Raw genomic sequence first — 16,125 nt, 5'->3', positions numbered from 1 at the left:
CGAGGAAAAGGAGCCCGTGAGATCCGCGCTCCGGAACAAGAGGGAGAAACGATGATGAAATTCCGTAACCTTGGCATTCTGGCAGGACTGGCGCTCGGCGTCTCGGTCCTGGCGCTGAATGCATATGCCTCTGAGGCAACCGTGCCGCCGGTGCCGCCGGCATTCCCTGCCGAAGGCAAGATCAAATATGTGGCGCGCGACTCCATCCTGGAGTTCAAGGCGCTGCCCGAATATCACGAGCCCGATTGGGTCACGAAGAATTTCGTCGCCGCCGGCAAGCTGCCGCCGGTGAAAGACCGCCTGCCGAAGGAGCCGATGGTCTTCAAGACAGGCAATATGCCCGACGGCATCGGCGTCTACGGCGATACGATGCGCCATGTCATCGGCGGCCGGCCGGAAGGCTGGAACTATGGAGCCGGTCAGACGCAGGGCTGGGGCGGCATCGATATCGGCCTTTCCGAATGCCTGACGCGCACCGCGCCGCTGTTCCAGGTGGAAGCCAAGGACACCGAGCCGCTGCCGAACCTTGCCAAGAGCTGGGATTGGTCGGAAGACGGTCACAAGCTGACCATGCACCTGGTCGAAGGTGCCAAATGGTCGGACGGCGCTCCGTTCAATGCTGACGACATCATGTTCTACTGGGATGACGAAGTCGTCGACCCGAACGTCTCGCCGCTCGGCGGCGGTGCATCGCCTGAGGCTTTCGGTGTCGGCACGACGCTGAAGAAGATCGACGACTACACGGTGGAATGGACCTTCAAGGAGGCCTTCCCGAAGCAATATCTCTACACGATGTCCTACCCGAACTTCTGCCCGGGTCCGTCGCATATCCTCAAACCCCAGCATCCGAAATATTCGAAAAACACCTACGACCAGTTCAAGAACGCCTTTCCGCCGGAGTTCATGAACATGCCGGTGATGGGCGCCTGGGTGCCGGTGGAATATCGTTCCGACGACATCATCGTCATGCGCCGCAACCCCTACTACTGGAAGGTCGACGAGAAGGGTAACCAGCTGCCTTATCTGAACGAGCTGCATTACAAGCTCTCGACCTGGGCCGACCGCGACGTTCAGGCCGTGGCAGGCTCCGCCGATTTCTCCAACCTCGAGCAGCCGGAAAACTTCGTCGCCTCGCTGAAGCGTGCCGCCGAAAAGACCGCGCCGGCCCGGCTTGCCTTCGGCCCGCGGCTGATCGGTTATAACCTGCGCATGAACTTCTCCGCCAACGGCTGGGGCAACCCGGATGAGCGCGGCCAGGCGATCCGCGAGCTGAACCGCAATGAGGACTTCCGCAAGGCCGTCACCATGGCGCTCGATCGCAAGGCGATCGGTGACTCGCTGGTCAAGGGGCCGTTCACCGCGATCTATCCGGGCGGGCTTTCCTCCGGCACCAGCTTCTACGACCGCAACTCCACCGTCTACTATCCCTTCGATCTCAAGGGCGCCAAGGCGGAACTCGCCAAGGCAGGCCTCAAGGATACCGATGGCAACGGCATCGTGAACTTCCCGGCCGGCACGGCGGGCGGCAAGGATGTCGAAATCGTCATGCTGATCAACAATCAGTACACGACCGACAAGAGCCTTGCAGAAGGTGTCGTCGGCCAGATGGAGAAGCTCGGCCTGAAGATCGTCATCAACGCGCTCGACGGCGCCAAGCGTGACGATGCCCATTATGCCGGCCGCTTCGACTGGCTGATCCAGCGCAACACGACGGAGCTGTCGTCGGTGGTGCAGAATACCGAGCAGCTTGCCCCTGTCGGTCCGCGCACCAGCTGGCACCATCGCGCCGGCAAGGATGACCAGCTCGATCTGATGCCGTTCGAAAATGAGCTTGTCGACGTCGTCAACAAGTTCAGGACGAGCCAGGACAACGACGACCGCGTCAACCTGATGAAGCAGTATCAGAAGATCTCGACCGAGCACGTCAACACCGTCGGTCTGACGGAATATCCGGGCGCGCTGATCGTCAACAAGCGCTTCTCGAACGTGCCGCAGGGGACGCCGATCATGATGTTCAACTGGGCCGAAGATTCGGTGATCCGCGAACGCCTGTGGGTGGCTGCCGACAAGCAGGGCAAATACGAGTTGTTCCCAGAGCAGCTGCCCGGCAAACCCGGCGACAAGGGCCCGATCAACTGATGCCTGATACAGAGGCGCGTCGCATTCGATGATGCGGCGCTGGAGAGTTCCCTCCCAGCTGAAATGAGAGTCAGGCCGCGCGTGGCGCGCGGCCTGATATGACCAACAAAGCCGGCCGCGCCGACAAGGAGCGACCGGCGGCAAGGTAAGCGAACCGTCCGATGTTACGATTCCTGCTCGTGCGCATAGCCTCCGCGATCCCTGTTCTGTTCATTCTGAGCGTGGTGACTTTCGCGATCATCCAGGCCCCGCCTGGCGACTATGCCGATTATATAAGATCGCAGCTGATCAATCAGGGCGGCGCCTCCTACGCCCAGGCCGAAGCCCAGGCCCAGGCCTACCGCGTCGAACACGGCCTCGACAAGCCGATGGTCGTCCAATACGTCAACTGGATCGGCGGCATCGTCACGCGCGGCGATTTCGGATACAGCATGTTCTACAACAAGCCGGTCGCCGATGTCGTCGGTGAGCGCCTGCCGCGCACATTGCTTCTCGCGCTCGTCTGCCACATCTTCGCCTCGGTCCTCGGCATCGGTTTCGGCATCTGGGCGGCGACGCGCCAATACAGCTGGATCGACAGCGCGCTTTCGGGGATTTCCTTCCTCGGCATGACGGTGCCGCGCTTCCTGATGGCGCTGATCATCGTCTATCTCCTGGTCTTCCAGTTCAACGTTTCCGAAATCGGCAGCTTCTTCTCGCCCCAATATGGCGGTGCGCCGTGGTCCTGGGGGAAATTCGTCGATCTCGTTCACCATGTCTGGCCGGTCGTCGCGATCGCGACCTTCGGCGGGCTCGCCTACAATATGCGCGTCATGCGCGGCAATCTGCTCGATACGCTGAATGCGCAGTATGTCGAGACGGCCAAGGCCAAGGGGCTGACCGGCGCAGCGGTGGTGATGCGCCATGCGGTGCCGAACGCGCTGCATCCGCTTGTCATGTACCAGGGTGTGGTCCTGCCTTATATGCTGACCGGCGAGATCGAAACCGCGATCATCTTCGCACTGCCGACCGTCGGCCCGGCGATCGTCGGCTCGATGGCGGTCGGCGACGTCTATGTCACCGCCACTTTCATGATGGTGCTGTCGGCGACGCTGATCGTCGGCAATATCATCGCCGACATGCTGCTCGCCTTGCTCGATCCGCGCGTGCGCCAATACGGAGGAGCCTGAGATGCTTGCTTTCGACTCTTCGGCCACCCCGCCCACAACCGAACTTGCGATCAAGAAGCCTTCGCATGGCAATGAGAGCTATCTGGCGCTCGTCTGGCGCCGGTTGCGGCGCTCCTGGACCGGCATGGCCGGGCTGGTGCTCGTCGGGCTGCTGCTGATCATGGCGATCTTTGCCGATTTCTTCGCGCCGATGGATCCGAAGGCGACCGATGTCGGCTTCGCGCCGCCGCAGGTGATGAGCTTCCACGACAAGGACGGCAATTTCGTTTTCCAGCCGCGCGTCTATGCGCTGTCGGATTCCGAAGAACTCGACCCCGTCACCTTCCAGCCGATCGTCGGCATGGATTACGACAATCCGCGACTGCTCGGCTTCTTCGTCAAGGGCGCCGAATATAAGCTGCTCGGCCTCATTCCGGCCGACCGCCATTTCTTCGGTTCGACCGACGGCCAGCCGGTGCATTTCCTCGGCACCGACAAGTTCGGCCGCGACGTGCTGTCGCGCGCCATTATCGGCTCGCGGATCTCGCTGACGATCGCGCTGACCGTCGTCTTCATCGTCACCCTGATCGGCACGACGGTCGGAATGGTGTCGGGTTATTTCGGCGGCACTTTCGACGTCTGGCTGCAGCGCTTCGTCGAACTGGTGCTCGCCTTCCCGCAATTGCCGCTTTATCTGGCGCTGACCTCGCTGATCCCGGTGACGGCGCCGACCAACGTCTTCCTCGCCTTCGTCATCGTCGTGATGTCGGCGCTCGGCTGGGCGCAGATGTCGCGCGAGGTGCGCGGCAAGACCTTGGCGCTTGCCCGCATCGATTATGTCCGGGCGGCGATGGCGGTCGGCGCCACCGACAAGCGCATCATCATGCAGCATATTTTCCCGAACGTCATGAGCCACGTCATCGTTGCGGTGACGCTGCACATACCGAGTGTCGTGTTGCTGGAATCCTTCCTCGGTTTCTTGGGCTTTGCCGTCAAGCCGCCGCTGATCTCCTGGGGACTGATGCTGCAGGATACGGCGACCTATTCGGTCATCGGCTCCTATCCCTGGATTCTCTCTCCCGTCGGCTTCGTGCTCGTCACCGTCTTCGCCTTCAATGCGCTCGGCGACGGACTGCGCGACGCAGTCGATCCTTATTGAGGTGATTGATATGGCTCTCGCACTGGTCAATTCCTTCGCCCCGCCCGTCCGCCACGACCATGATGGCCGCTCGGACACGCCGATCATCGACGCCCGCAATGTGGCGGTGAACTTCAAGGTCGAGGACGGCATGGTCGAAGCCGTCAAGGACGTCTCCTTCCAGCTCTATCGCGGCGAGACGATCGCGATCGTCGGCGAATCCGGCTCCGGCAAATCGGTGACGGCGCGAACGGTGATGGGGTTGCTTTCGAAGCGCGCCGTCGTCGCCGCGAACTCGACGGTCGCCTATGACGGCGATAATATCCTCAAATTCTCCGAGCGGGCGCGGCGCAAGCTGCGCGGCGACCGCATCTCGATGATCTTCCAGGAGCCCATGAGCTCGCTGAACCCGATCTATACGATCGGCAGCCAGATCGTCGAAGCGATCCGCGTCCATCGCCGGATGAGCCGGAGGGATGCGCAAAAGCGCGCACTCGAACTGCTCGAACATGTGCAGATCCCGGATCCCGCCGCACGGCTGATGCAATATCCGCATCAGCTGTCCGGTGGCCAGCGCCAGCGCGTGATGATCGCCATGGCGCTCGCCAATGATCCCGACGTCCTGATCGCCGACGAGCCGACGACGGCACTCGACGTCACCGTGCAGGCGCAGATCCTCAATCTGATCCGCAACCTGCAGAAAGAGCTGGGGATGGCCGTCATCCTCATCACCCACGATCTGACCGTGGTGCGGCAGTTCTCCGACTACGTCTATGTGATGCAGCATGGCGAAGTGCGCGAGCACAATGTCACCGAAGCGCTGTTTGCCAATCCGCAGCACGCCTATACCAGGCATCTGCTTGCCTCCGAGCCGCGTGGCCAGGCCAATCCGCTGCCGGAGGGGTCGGATGTCATCCTCGATGCCAAGGGCGTGCGCGTCGGCTTCATGATGCGCCACGGCACTTTTCTTAAGCCGGAGATGCGCGAGCTTGTAGCCGTCGACAGCCTGAGCCTCACGCTGCGTCGTCACGAAACGCTCGGCCTCGTCGGCGAATCCGGCTCTGGCAAGACCACCTTCGGCCAGGCGATCCTGCGGCTGAATACACCGCAGGCAGGCGAGATCCATTTCGACCGTCAGCCGATCCACGGGCTTTCCAGGGGCGAGATGCGGCCGTTTCGCGCCCGCATGCAGGTGGTGTTCCAGGACCCGTTCTCATCGCTCAATCCACGCATGACGATCGGCCAGATCATCGAGGAAGGGCTCGTCGTCAACAGTCTGGGCGCCAACCGGAGCGAACGGCAGGACCGGGTGCGGGAGGCATTGATTGCCGCCGGCATGCCCGGCAATATCCTGTCGCGTTTCCCGCATGAATTTTCCGGCGGCCAGCGCCAGCGCATCGCCATTGCCCGCGCCATCGCGCTGGAGCCGGAATTCATCCTGCTCGACGAGCCGACGTCCGCACTCGACCTTTCCGTCCAGGCGCAGATCATCGAACTGTTGCGCAAGCTGCAGGACGAGCGGGGTCTCAGCTACCTCTTCATTTCCCACGATCTCAAGGTCGTGCGAGCCCTCTGCCATCGCGTCATCGTCATGCAGCATGGCAAGATCGTCGAAGAAGGGCCCGTCAACGAAGTTCTCACCCATCCCAAGACCGCCTACACCGAACGGCTCGTCAAGGCCGCTTTCGAGGTAGCATGATTATCGAATGCCGGAGGCTATAATGGCAGCAAATCCCAAAATCACATTCATCGGAGCAGGCTCCACCGTCTTCATGAAGAACATCATCGGCGACGTGTTGCAGCGTCCCGCTTTATCCGGTGCGACGATCGCGCTGATGGATCTCAATCCGCAGCGGCTGGAAGAAAGTGCAATCGTCGTCAACAAGCTGATCTCGACGCTCGGGGTCAAGGCCAAGGCCGAGACCTATTCCGACCAGCGTAAGGCGCTGTCAGGCGCCGATTTCGTCGTCGTCGCCTTCCAGATCGGCGGCTATGAGCCCTGCACGGTCACCGATTTCGAGGTGCCGAAGAAGTATGGTCTGCGCCAGACGATCGCCGATACGCTCGGCGTCGGCGGCATCATGCGCGGGCTTCGCACCGTGCCGCATCTCTGGAAGGTCTGCGAGGACATGCTCGCCGTCTGCCCCGAGGCGATCATGCTGCAATATGTCAACCCGATGGCGATCAACACCTGGGCGATATCGGAAAAATACCCAACGATCCGCCAGGTTGGCCTTTGCCATTCGGTGCAGGGCACGGCGATGGAGCTCGCCCATGACCTCGACATCCCCTACGAGGAAATCCGCTACCGCGCAGCCGGCATCAACCACATGGCCTTCTATCTCAAATTCGAGCATCGCCAGGCCGACGGCTCCTACCGCAACCTCTATCCCGATCTCCTGCGCGCCTATCGCGAGGGCAGGGCGCCGAAGCCCGGCTGGAACCCGCGCTGCCCGAACAAGGTGCGCTACGAGATGCTGACGCGGCTGGGATATTTCGTCACCGAAAGCTCGGAGCATTTCGCCGAATATACGCCCTATTTCATCAAGGAAGGCCGTGACGACCTGATCGAGAAATTCGGCATTCCGCTCGATGAATATCCGAAGCGCTGCATCGAGCAGATCGAACGCTGGAAGGGCCAGGCCGAGGCCTATCGCTCGGCCGACAAGATCGAGGTCAAGCCGTCGAAGGAATATGCCTCCTCAATCATCAATTCGGTCTGGACCGGCGAACCTTCTGTCATCTACGGCAATGTCCGCAACAACGGCTGCATCACCTCGCTGCCCGAAAATTGCGCCGCCGAAGTGCCTTGCCTGGTCGACGCCTCCGGCATCCAGCCGACCTTCATCGGCGACCTGCCGCCGCAGCTGACTGCGCTGATCCGCACCAACATCAACGTCCAGGAACTGACGGTGCAGGCGCTGATGACCGAAAATCGCGAACACATCTACCACGCCGCGATGATGGACCCGCACACGGCGGCCGAACTCGACCTCGACCAGATCTGGTCGCTGGTCGACGACCTGCTCGCCACCCACGGCAACTGGCTGCCCGAATGGGCGCGCACATCCAGTAAAGTCAAGGCTGCCTGACCTACTCTCCCTGGTCAGGCGTCAAAGAGCCCCGCGGTCGCAACAACCGCGGGGCTTTTTCTTTGAGATGTAAGTCGGCGTCAATTACAGGACCTTAAATCCCGGACCCGTCGAGCTGCCGCTCGTCCTCGCCCTCCCAAGGCAAAGGTACCGACATGATCAACTGGTTCAAGGCGACCAATCCAATCGTTTTCGAATTTTATCGCCAGACCATGGAGCTGTTTGCAACTGGTGGTGAGTTACCGGTCACGGCGGTCAGATCCTCATTTCCCCATCGTCCTATTGACGGGATTGCGCTGGCTGATCACGGCGACTGGCTGTCGGAAGGGTCCGCATCAGCCGTAAACCCTGGCCTCCTCTCCCGGCCGGTCGGCATCCACCAGCAAAAGGTGGCCCGATGCTTCGAGCAGGAGGCCAACCCCAATGCACCGCCGGCAATCTCATAAAAAAATAGTCGATCTCACGGGCAAGTTCGTTCTAGCCAATCCAGAAGTGGAGCCTCAGGTTCCTGCCCGATCTGGCCAACCGCTCCTATGACGCAGCTCCCGCTGGCGGGAATATCGAGATAGACGGGCACCGCAACTTCCCGGAAACTGTCGTCGGGAAAAAATGCTTGCTTGGCGGCTTGACCAGGAACGTGTCCTGCTAGCGTTCAGCGCATGACGAGACGCTGGTCCGTTCGCGCTTAAGGCTGATCTGCCGTCCCGTTCTCATCGGGCGGCTTGCGACGGAATTTTATCTTTTGGCCGACTCGCGGGCGGCGAAAGGGACTCGAGCCCCCGCCTCTTGAATGGCGGTCGCAAGCGGTGCGTAGGCAGTTCGTCCGGAAGTCGTGACCTCGGTCGAAAGAACGCCATTTGCGCAGTGACGGCCATCGTCCCAACCTGGATGATCTACGATCGGATAGAGGCATAGTCCCTCCAACGGAACGCCAGACTGCATCGCGAGGGAAGCTTGGCCAAGGACATATTCGAACCACGTCGCCCGTCGCTCGTTCTCGATACCGGTCTCGGCGATGAGGATTGGCCTGCCGTATCGGGCGAAAGTCTCGCGCAAAATTTCATTGAGGGGCTTGTATAACTCGTGCCCGATGTCGATCGGCGCGCGCCCATGAATCCATTGGTTGTTGAAGTAATAATTAACGCCGATGACATCGAGATAGCGCTCGCGTCCCCCGATCTGTGGCCACAACCGTCCGCCAATGAGGTCCCACGCCTGGTATTGCGATTGGCGGTGACCTTCGGCGATGCCCCGCTCTTCGGGCCGTGAGGGATGCGCGGTGACGTTGATTACCGGCTCGCAGTGAACGAAGCGCGCGCGCTGGTCGATTGCCCTGATTTGGTCCATCGCAGCGATAGCGGCGCGCGCCAGCTGCACCTTCAGTTCAAAGCCACGGCCATTGGCAAAAGGATTCAGATAGCCGGCATCGCCGCCGCCCCAGGAGAAAAACGAAATCTCATTGACCGGGCAGTAAAAGGGAACACTGTCGCACTCTTCGCGCACCAGCTTGGCGCAAGCGCCGGCGAAGGCAGCAAAGCGATCGACAAAACACGGCGACCAGATGTCGAGATCGTCCGGCCAGCCATAATGCAGCAGATCCCAGATGACCTGCGTGCCGGTCACCGCGGCCGCCCGTACCATCGGTCGCACGCTCGACCAGTCATAACCACCGGATTTCTCGATAAGGTGCCATCTAAAGCCGTCGCGCGCCGTGCAAATCCCCATGCCTAGAAGCTGCCGGTAGTCCTCTTCGGCGTAGCGATCGTGGCCGACGGCGGCGATCATATCGAGACGGCGGCCCATGGTCTCACCTTCCCACGGCCGAAGGCGATGGGTAGAGCATTCGAAACCTCCCTGCAGAAAAGACCTGAACAGACCGGTCGGGCCAGCCGCTTGGCGCTTGCTGCAGACATCCTCCAGCAGCTGCTCCCACTGCGGCAAAACCGCCTCGATTGAATAGGTGGTTTCAACCTTCCGCCGTAGTGCGATGCCAAGTGCGTGTCGGCGTTGCGTGTCCCGCAACAGAGCCATCATATGTCCGGCCACGGCGGCGGCATCCCGATAGGGGACAAATACGCCGGATATGTGGTCGTCTATTTGCTGCTTCGCGCCGTTATCGGGCGTCGCGATCACCGGCAGGGCTGCTGCACCGGCTTCTCCAATGACATGCGGCATACCTTCGCCATTTGAAAGCCAGGCAAAGATGTCGAATGACGCCATGAGGGCAGGGATATCCTGCCGGTCGCCCAGAAACTGAAGCACACCGCCCAGCCCGCGTTGGGCCGCCATGGCCTTAAGTTGAACCGCATAGTCCGGCACGAAGGCATCAGGCCCGCCGACAATTGCGAACCTGGCATGCTTGGCCGCGACACTCACCCGAGCAGCGGCTTCGATAAAGTCCTCGACGTTCTTCTTGGGGTCGAGCCGGCCGACCCAGCCAATCAGGACCTCGTCCCCGGCAATCCCCAGGGCCCTACGGGTCGGTCCCCGCAATCCCGGATCGAACGCCGAGAGGTCGACCATCGAAGGAATCTCAAGCGCATCATGCTCGCGTCCCGGCATCCGCGATGCGGCGGCGTCGCGGATGGAACGGCATACGCCGACGTAGCGGGTCGTCAAATGTTTAGGGCCGGCGAGTGCTTCAGAAACGAGCCCGCCATGTTCGATCAGCGGCGGGCGAAGATGCAGGCGCTCCAACGCAGGATAGATATCCGCGACGTTCTGACAGGAGATCACGACGTCGTAGCTCGAGATTTTTCCGGCAAGGTAGTTGACGGTGTCGTTAAACGACAGGTCGTAGGGCGTGGTGTCGACGTCGATCCCTAGCGAGCGAAGCTGGACATGGGTCTGCTCGGGCATGCCGGGCTTTTTGAAGCAGGCCACGACGTCGATGCGGTACCGGCGGCGATTGAGGTGTTTGGCCAGCAGTCGCACTTCGGTCTCCTCTCCCCCGACGACCAGCCAAGCAAAAACGAATAGGATCCGTATCGGCGTCGGTTCGATGGTCATTTGCCAACCTTGAAGACGACCTGCAGAAACTCCGGTCGGTTCTCGACCAGATCAGCGAGGAAGGATGGTGCCTCGTCGATAGGGACGACATGGGTAACCATATGCTCACGGATCATCGTTCCGTCCGAGGCAAGGAGGTCGACAGTCGCACACGCAAGCCGGCGCCGATCCCAGAGTGGAGCGAGCCCGCGGGGAACGCGGTTGATTTGAGCGCACCGTATGTTCAGGCCATTGTGGTGGAATTCTTCGCCAAGCCGCAAGGCGTCCGCTCCGTGCTGGTAGAAGGCAAGATCGATCACCGTACCCTGCGGCCGCAAAGCTTTGAGGGCCGTATGCAGGCTCCCGGGGTGAGCTCGTGTCTGAAACGCAAGATCGGCACCGCGTCCCATCGTCCCGTCGTGCCAACGTGCCTTGGCATGCTGCCAAGCCTGATCTTCCGTCATCGCGGTCAGCCCCATCGCCTCCGCCTTTTCTCGGCGAAAGTCGGAAGGGTCGGCAATCAACACGTCGGAGGCGCCAAGCACGCGGGCAAAGAGCGCCGTCATCAGACCGACGGTGCCGGCCCCGAGAACGATCACCGGACGACCGGCGACACCCGCACCGAGTGCGGGGACATTGGCCCCGAACGTTTCCGCGTCGGCATGGAGGATCCCGTTGGCGGCGATCGGCCCCATCTGGGCGACGAAGATGCCGAGCAGGGGATCGAGTTCGAGGGGCATCTGGACCAAGAGATCGTGATAGGGGTCCGCCGTATGGCCGCTCTTATGGCCATAACTCGCCGCTAGCACCGCGCCCTCGGAGAAACCATGTGCACGCGACTGCGAAACGCGCGCGACCTCCATGTAGCCGAGGAATGGAACGGGATAATGCAGATCGGGCTCGCCTTCCATAAAGACACCACGCCCGCCATCGAAGCGGGAATGGAAATAAGGATTGGTATGCTTCAGGAACGTCAGCTCGGTACCAGCGGACAGACCAGTGAACAGCGTGTCAAGCCGCAACTGGCCATCTGCCGGCGGTCCTTCGTCATAGTCGAAGAAATAGGCGCGGCCTGGCGCCTCGACGCCAAGCGAGCATATCTTGCGATGGCCTGATGCAAGCCCCTGCCGCAGCCGCGGCTGCGGCTGCAGCGGCGCCGGTTGAGGCCGTCTGATCCCCGAGGGGTCGAGGTGCACGACCGACCCACTCCGAGCCGAGGACACGACGGCCAGGGCAAGCTGGTGGGTTGCTACAGCGTCGCCATAGGGGCATCGGATGCGGTTTTCACCGCCACGCACGGTGTCGATAAAATCGCGGTCCTCGCGCCAGACTGGATCGCCGTCGGCGGTGCGCACGGGGCGACCGCGTCCAATATCAACCATGATGTCGCGATCGGTCAGCTCGATTGCCAGCCTTTCGGCAAAAATGTGCAGGCCGACCCGATGGCTCCAGCCGAGAAGGCAGGTGGAAGCTATATTGGCGACCACGCCCGTTTCAAAGGTGAGGCTTGCCGTCGTCACCGTCGGTACGTCCAGGCCTGGAAATTCCGGCCTGTCCTTGTAGCTGGCGCGCCCGTAGACTTCCGTGACGTCTCCGATGAGCCACCTGGCGAGATCAAGGAGGTGGGTTGCCTGTTCGACAATCTGACCGCCCGATTTCCCCTCTTTCCACCACCATTCCGGCGGGGGGGTCGAGTCGAGCCAGTAGCCTGATAGAAGCTGTGCGGGATTGTCTGCCAACAGGCTTTTTGCCTCGTCGACGATATCGAGATAGCGCCAATGATAGCCGACAGCGGTGACGAGGTTGGCGTTGGCCACGCCCGCAGCGATGTCTTCGGCCTGCGCCAGGCCCAGCGACACCGGCTTTTCGACAAAAAACGGTATCTGGCGCTGGATGAGATCGCGTTCGGGCTCGCCATGGGCAAAAGGCGGGATGCAGATATAGACCGCGTCAAGCTGTTGCGTATCGAGCATTTCGCGATGATGCGCGAACGATCTCGCGCCGAAGCGCATCGCCGCCTCGTCTGCCCGTCCAAGATCAGGGTCGGCAAATGCCACGAGTTCGACATCGTCGAAGCTCGCCAGAACGTCCAGGTGCCGGCGCGCGATGCCGCCGACGCCGATGAAGCCCAGCCGTGTCTTTTCCATTGACCTGTCCTTTTGTGTCCGGTTTCGCGGCTGGTTCAGGAGCCGCTCGTAGACCGCCGAAGTCTCAGCGGCCATTCGAAAGACGGAAAAGTCCCGCTTGAAACGTTCAAGGCCGGACCGGCCGCTTGCCGCCAGTCGACCGGGATCGGCTAGCGCGCGATTGATGACTGCGGCAATCTCCGCCGGATTGCCCGGCTGGGTGAAATAAGGATGATCATCGCCGAGCGCCTCCACCGTCCCGCCAATGCGGGTTGCGATCACGGGCACCGCAAGCGACATGGCCTCCAGAACGGCCAGCGGAAGCCCCTCGAAGTGCGATGGAAGAACGAAAAGATCGGCGATGGCCATGATCTCGGCGACATCGTCCCTTTGCCCTAGAAACTGGACGTAGTCGGCCAGGTCAAAATCCGTTACCAGGGCCCTCACGCGCTCTTCTTCGGGACCAGTCCCCACAAGAAGCAAGACAACGGAAGGATTGCCCTCCAAGACGGCCGGCAAAGCGCGCACCAGCGACGCCTGGTCTTTCTGCTCGGTGAAACGCGCGACGGTCAAAAGGACCGTCTTTCCGACAAGGCCGAGTCCCTCCGAAAAATCGATGGCGGATCGCACGGGCAGCAGCGGAAAGATGCCGTTTCGGACCACCGTCAAACGCGAGGGCGCGACCCGTGCCTCAAGGAAGCTTTGACGTGAGGCTTCGGAAACGACGATGAGATGCGCCAATCTCTCGGTTTCGCGTCGGTAACACTCGATTTGTTCCGGGTCATTGAGAAGATATGGGAGATGCTCGGTGCGTATGATCGGAATGCCTCGGGCATCGGCCGCCGCTGCGAGAGAATGCCCTTCCCATCCGATCCCTGCGTGGACATGCAGAATATCGATTCTGGATCTCGACAGCCACTCGTGAAACTCGTCTGTATCCTGGATCAGCTTGATTGCCAGTCCGCAGCGCGCCGCGCGCACCAACAAGCCCGTCGGATCCTCGGACATGATCGCGACTGTGACGTCCCAGCATTCGCTCAAACCGCGGCCGAGAGCGAGCATGTGTTCGCCCATCCCGGAAGGATTGAGGCTATCGGTCGCTAGAGTGACGTGAGGTTTTCTAGTCATGCCGGGCGCCGGCGAGGGTTCCGCTGGTTCCTTGCCGATCCCGCAGGCGCCGATATGTCGCTAGCGCCTGGGCGACGACCTGGTCCATATTGTAATATTTGTAGGTACCAAGCCGCCCGACAAAGGTTACGTCGCCGCACGTACGCGCCAGGGTCTCGTATTGTTTGTAAAGCGCCTGGTTTTCCGGGCGCGGGATCGGATAGTAGGGCTCTCCCTCGGCACTTGCATACTCATAGCTGATACTGGTCCTCGGATGGATCTGACCCGTGAGGTGCTTGTATTCGGTGACGCGCGTATAGGGCACATCCTCCGACGGGAAGTTTATGACCGCGACCGGCAGCAGTCGCCTCACATCACGTGTCTCGTGGGTGAACTTCAGACTGCGATAGGGCAGGCGCCCGAAGCAATGGCCGAAGTATTCGTCGATGGGACCTGTGAAGATCGTATGGTCAGCCAGTTCCTCATTCCTGAGATCGGCGAACTCCGTGGCGACCATCACGGTGATATTGTCGTGGTTCAGCATCCGTTCGAACATGCGGGTATAGCCGTCAAGCGGCATGGCTTGAAAGCGGTCCAGGAAATAGCGGTCATCGGTGTTGGTCCGGGTGGGGATACGTGCCGTCACAGATCGGTCGAGTTCGGAGGGGTCGAGCCCCCACTGTTTGCGAGTGTAGCCCTCGAAGAAGGTCCGATAGAGCTCCGCGCCAACCTGCGATATCACCACGTCGCGCGATGTCTTCACCGGATCGCAAGGCTCCGCCCGATCCGCCAAAAACCGCGCCGTCTCGGCATCGTTGGTCAGATCGATGTTGTAGAGAGCATTCAGTGTCGTGCGATTGATGGGAATCGGAAGGCGCAGATCGCCGACCTGGGCAAGCACTCGATGTTCATAGGGCCGCCATGCCGTAAAGCGGGAAAGGTAGGCGACGACGTCCTCGCTGTTGGTATGGAAGATGTGCGGGCCATATTTGTGAACCAGGATCGCCGCCTCATCATAGTGATCGTAGGTGTTGCCGCCGATATGGGAGCGCCTGTCGCAGACAAGGACCTTTTTGCCACCATCGGCTGCGAGCCGCTCGGCAAGAACCGATCCGGCAAATCCCGCGCCGACGATCAGATAGTCGAAGGTATCCGAAGGTGGTCGGCGGTTGGTGCCGGCGCGAAATCTCTCGGGAACGGCGGCCGAAACGATTTTTTGCGCTGCCGCCTGGTCGACAAGCGCGGACATTCTGCGAAAGGTACTGTCCCATGACGATTGCGCCACAACCCCGTCCACCACATCCAACCAGGCCGTGTCGGAGCGGGACAAGATGAGTGCCGCTTCGCAGGCCTCGGCAAAGGCCTGGGCGCCATTTGCCAAGAACACTCCCGGCACGTCGCCGTAAGTGCGCACGACGTCGACGATTTGTGTTCCAACGACCGGCCGGCCTGCGGCGAGATATTCGGGGGTCTTGGTGGGGCTGATGAAGCGCGTGGCCTCGTTTAGTGCGAACGGCATCAGCGCGGCCTGCCAGCCCGATAGATATGCCGGAAGATCGGAATAGGCCTTTTGCCCGAGATAATGGATGTTTGCGCCTCGGGGTAGATCGTCCGGCGAAATCTTCACAATCGGTCCCAGGAACACAAAGGAAAGATCAGGCCGGGCCGACGCGACGCTGCCGACCAGATCGAGGTCGAGCCTCTCGTCAATCACCCCATAGTAGCCGAGACGAGGCTGAGGAATATCCGCCTGGTCGGCTGGAACGGGTAACGAGCCTCGGGCGGCGCGGAAGTGATGCGTATCGACCCCCGACGGGAACGCATGGATGTTGTCATGTTGGTCCCGTCTTGCCTCGTAGAGGCTGAGGCCGCCGGTAAAAACGACATCGGCGCTAGCCATCAAGGCCTGCTCGCAGGCTTTGAGATTGGCCGGGGCGAATTTGAAGTTCGCGAGTTCATCCATGCAATCATAGACAACCGCGACCGCGTCAACATGCTGGGCAAAGGCAAACATCAGCGGCGTATAGAACCAAAGGATCGGACGCTTGCCGCCGTGGAGCAAAATCAGGTCGTCCAACAGCCTGCGAAGAGCAGCCTCTCGATCGGCCTCGTTCCACCAATGGGGAATCCGCGGGCGAACAGCCTTGACGCTCGTTCCTTCGAAGGGGTGTATCTCCAGATAGGCCAAATGATGGTCGGTGGGGATGAACTCCTCGAAATAGAAGACCGGCCGCCCACGCGAAAACCGTTCCATCAGATGTTGCGGCCTCTGGAGCACAAAGTCCCATCTGAGATGCGAAAAACAAATGAGCGGCGCGTGATCCAACAGGCTGTCGTCGGACAATTGCGGGACGGAATTCAGCAGATTCATCGAGGGGCCTCGCAAT

9 protein-coding genes are annotated in these 16,125 nt (G+C 61.0%); 6 read left to right on the top strand and 3 right to left on the bottom strand.

Annotated elements, in window-relative coordinates:
- Positions 1 to 51: 51 nt before the first annotated feature.
- From RLEG4DRAFT_RS59435 to RLEG4DRAFT_RS59410, 6 genes are all read left to right on the top strand, one after another.
- Positions 52 to 2,139: an ABC transporter substrate-binding protein gene (locus RLEG4DRAFT_RS59435; RefSeq protein WP_003574461.1), complete on the top strand. Its 2,088-nt coding sequence runs from the start codon at positions 52 to 54 to the stop codon at positions 2,137 to 2,139.
- A gap of 161 nt (positions 2,140 to 2,300) precedes the next feature.
- Positions 2,301 to 3,308: an ABC transporter permease gene (locus RLEG4DRAFT_RS59430; RefSeq protein ID WP_003574463.1), complete on the top strand. Its 1,008-nt coding sequence runs from the start codon at positions 2,301 to 2,303 to the stop codon at positions 3,306 to 3,308.
- 1 nt (position 3,309) lies between these two features.
- The gene (locus RLEG4DRAFT_RS59425) at positions 3,310 to 4,446 is read left to right on the top strand and encodes an ABC transporter permease (RefSeq protein WP_003574464.1); all 1,137 of its coding nucleotides are present in this window, start codon (positions 3,310 to 3,312) and stop codon (positions 4,444 to 4,446) included.
- A gap of 10 nt (positions 4,447 to 4,456) precedes the next feature.
- Positions 4,457 to 6,124 carry an ABC transporter ATP-binding protein gene (locus tag RLEG4DRAFT_RS59420; RefSeq protein WP_003574466.1) on the top strand — a complete coding sequence of 556 codons (1,668 nt, stop codon included), beginning with the start codon at positions 4,457 to 4,459 and terminating at the stop codon, positions 6,122 to 6,124.
- A 22-nt stretch (positions 6,125 to 6,146) separates the two neighbouring features.
- A complete protein-coding gene (locus tag RLEG4DRAFT_RS59415) occupies positions 6,147 to 7,517 on the top strand; it encodes an alpha-glucosidase/alpha-galactosidase (RefSeq protein WP_003574468.1) in 1,371 nt (456 codons plus the stop codon).
- 155 nt (positions 7,518 to 7,672) lie between these two features.
- Entirely contained in the window at positions 7,673 to 7,963 is a 291-nt protein-coding gene (locus RLEG4DRAFT_RS59410) for a hypothetical protein (protein WP_003574469.1), read from the top strand.
- A 289-nt stretch (positions 7,964 to 8,252) separates the two neighbouring features.
- On the opposite strand, the gene RLEG4DRAFT_RS59405 is transcribed toward RLEG4DRAFT_RS59410, so the two are convergent.
- From RLEG4DRAFT_RS59405 to glf, 3 genes are read right to left on the bottom strand one after another with little or no spacing between them, the layout of a single operon-like run.
- Entirely contained in the window at positions 8,253 to 10,526 is a 2,274-nt protein-coding gene (locus RLEG4DRAFT_RS59405) for a glycosyltransferase family 4 protein (RefSeq protein WP_003574471.1), read from the bottom strand.
- Entirely contained in the window at positions 10,523 to 13,759 is a 3,237-nt protein-coding gene (locus RLEG4DRAFT_RS59400; RefSeq protein WP_037093043.1) for a glycosyltransferase, read from the bottom strand. Before RLEG4DRAFT_RS59400 ends, RLEG4DRAFT_RS59405 begins: the two co-directional genes overlap by 4 nt.
- Positions 13,752 to 16,109, bottom strand: coding sequence for a UDP-galactopyranose mutase (glf, locus tag RLEG4DRAFT_RS59395; RefSeq protein WP_003574474.1), 2,358 nt, complete (start codon positions 16,107 to 16,109; stop codon positions 13,752 to 13,754). The genes RLEG4DRAFT_RS59400 and glf overlap by 8 nt, the downstream gene beginning before the upstream one ends.
- Between the last annotated feature and the right edge of the window lie 16 nt (positions 16,110 to 16,125).

It is taken from the genome of Rhizobium leguminosarum bv. trifolii WSM2297, assembly GCF_000271845.1.
Note: the sequence above shows the minus strand (reverse complement) of the source record. Positions and strands in the feature narration are given on the sequence as shown.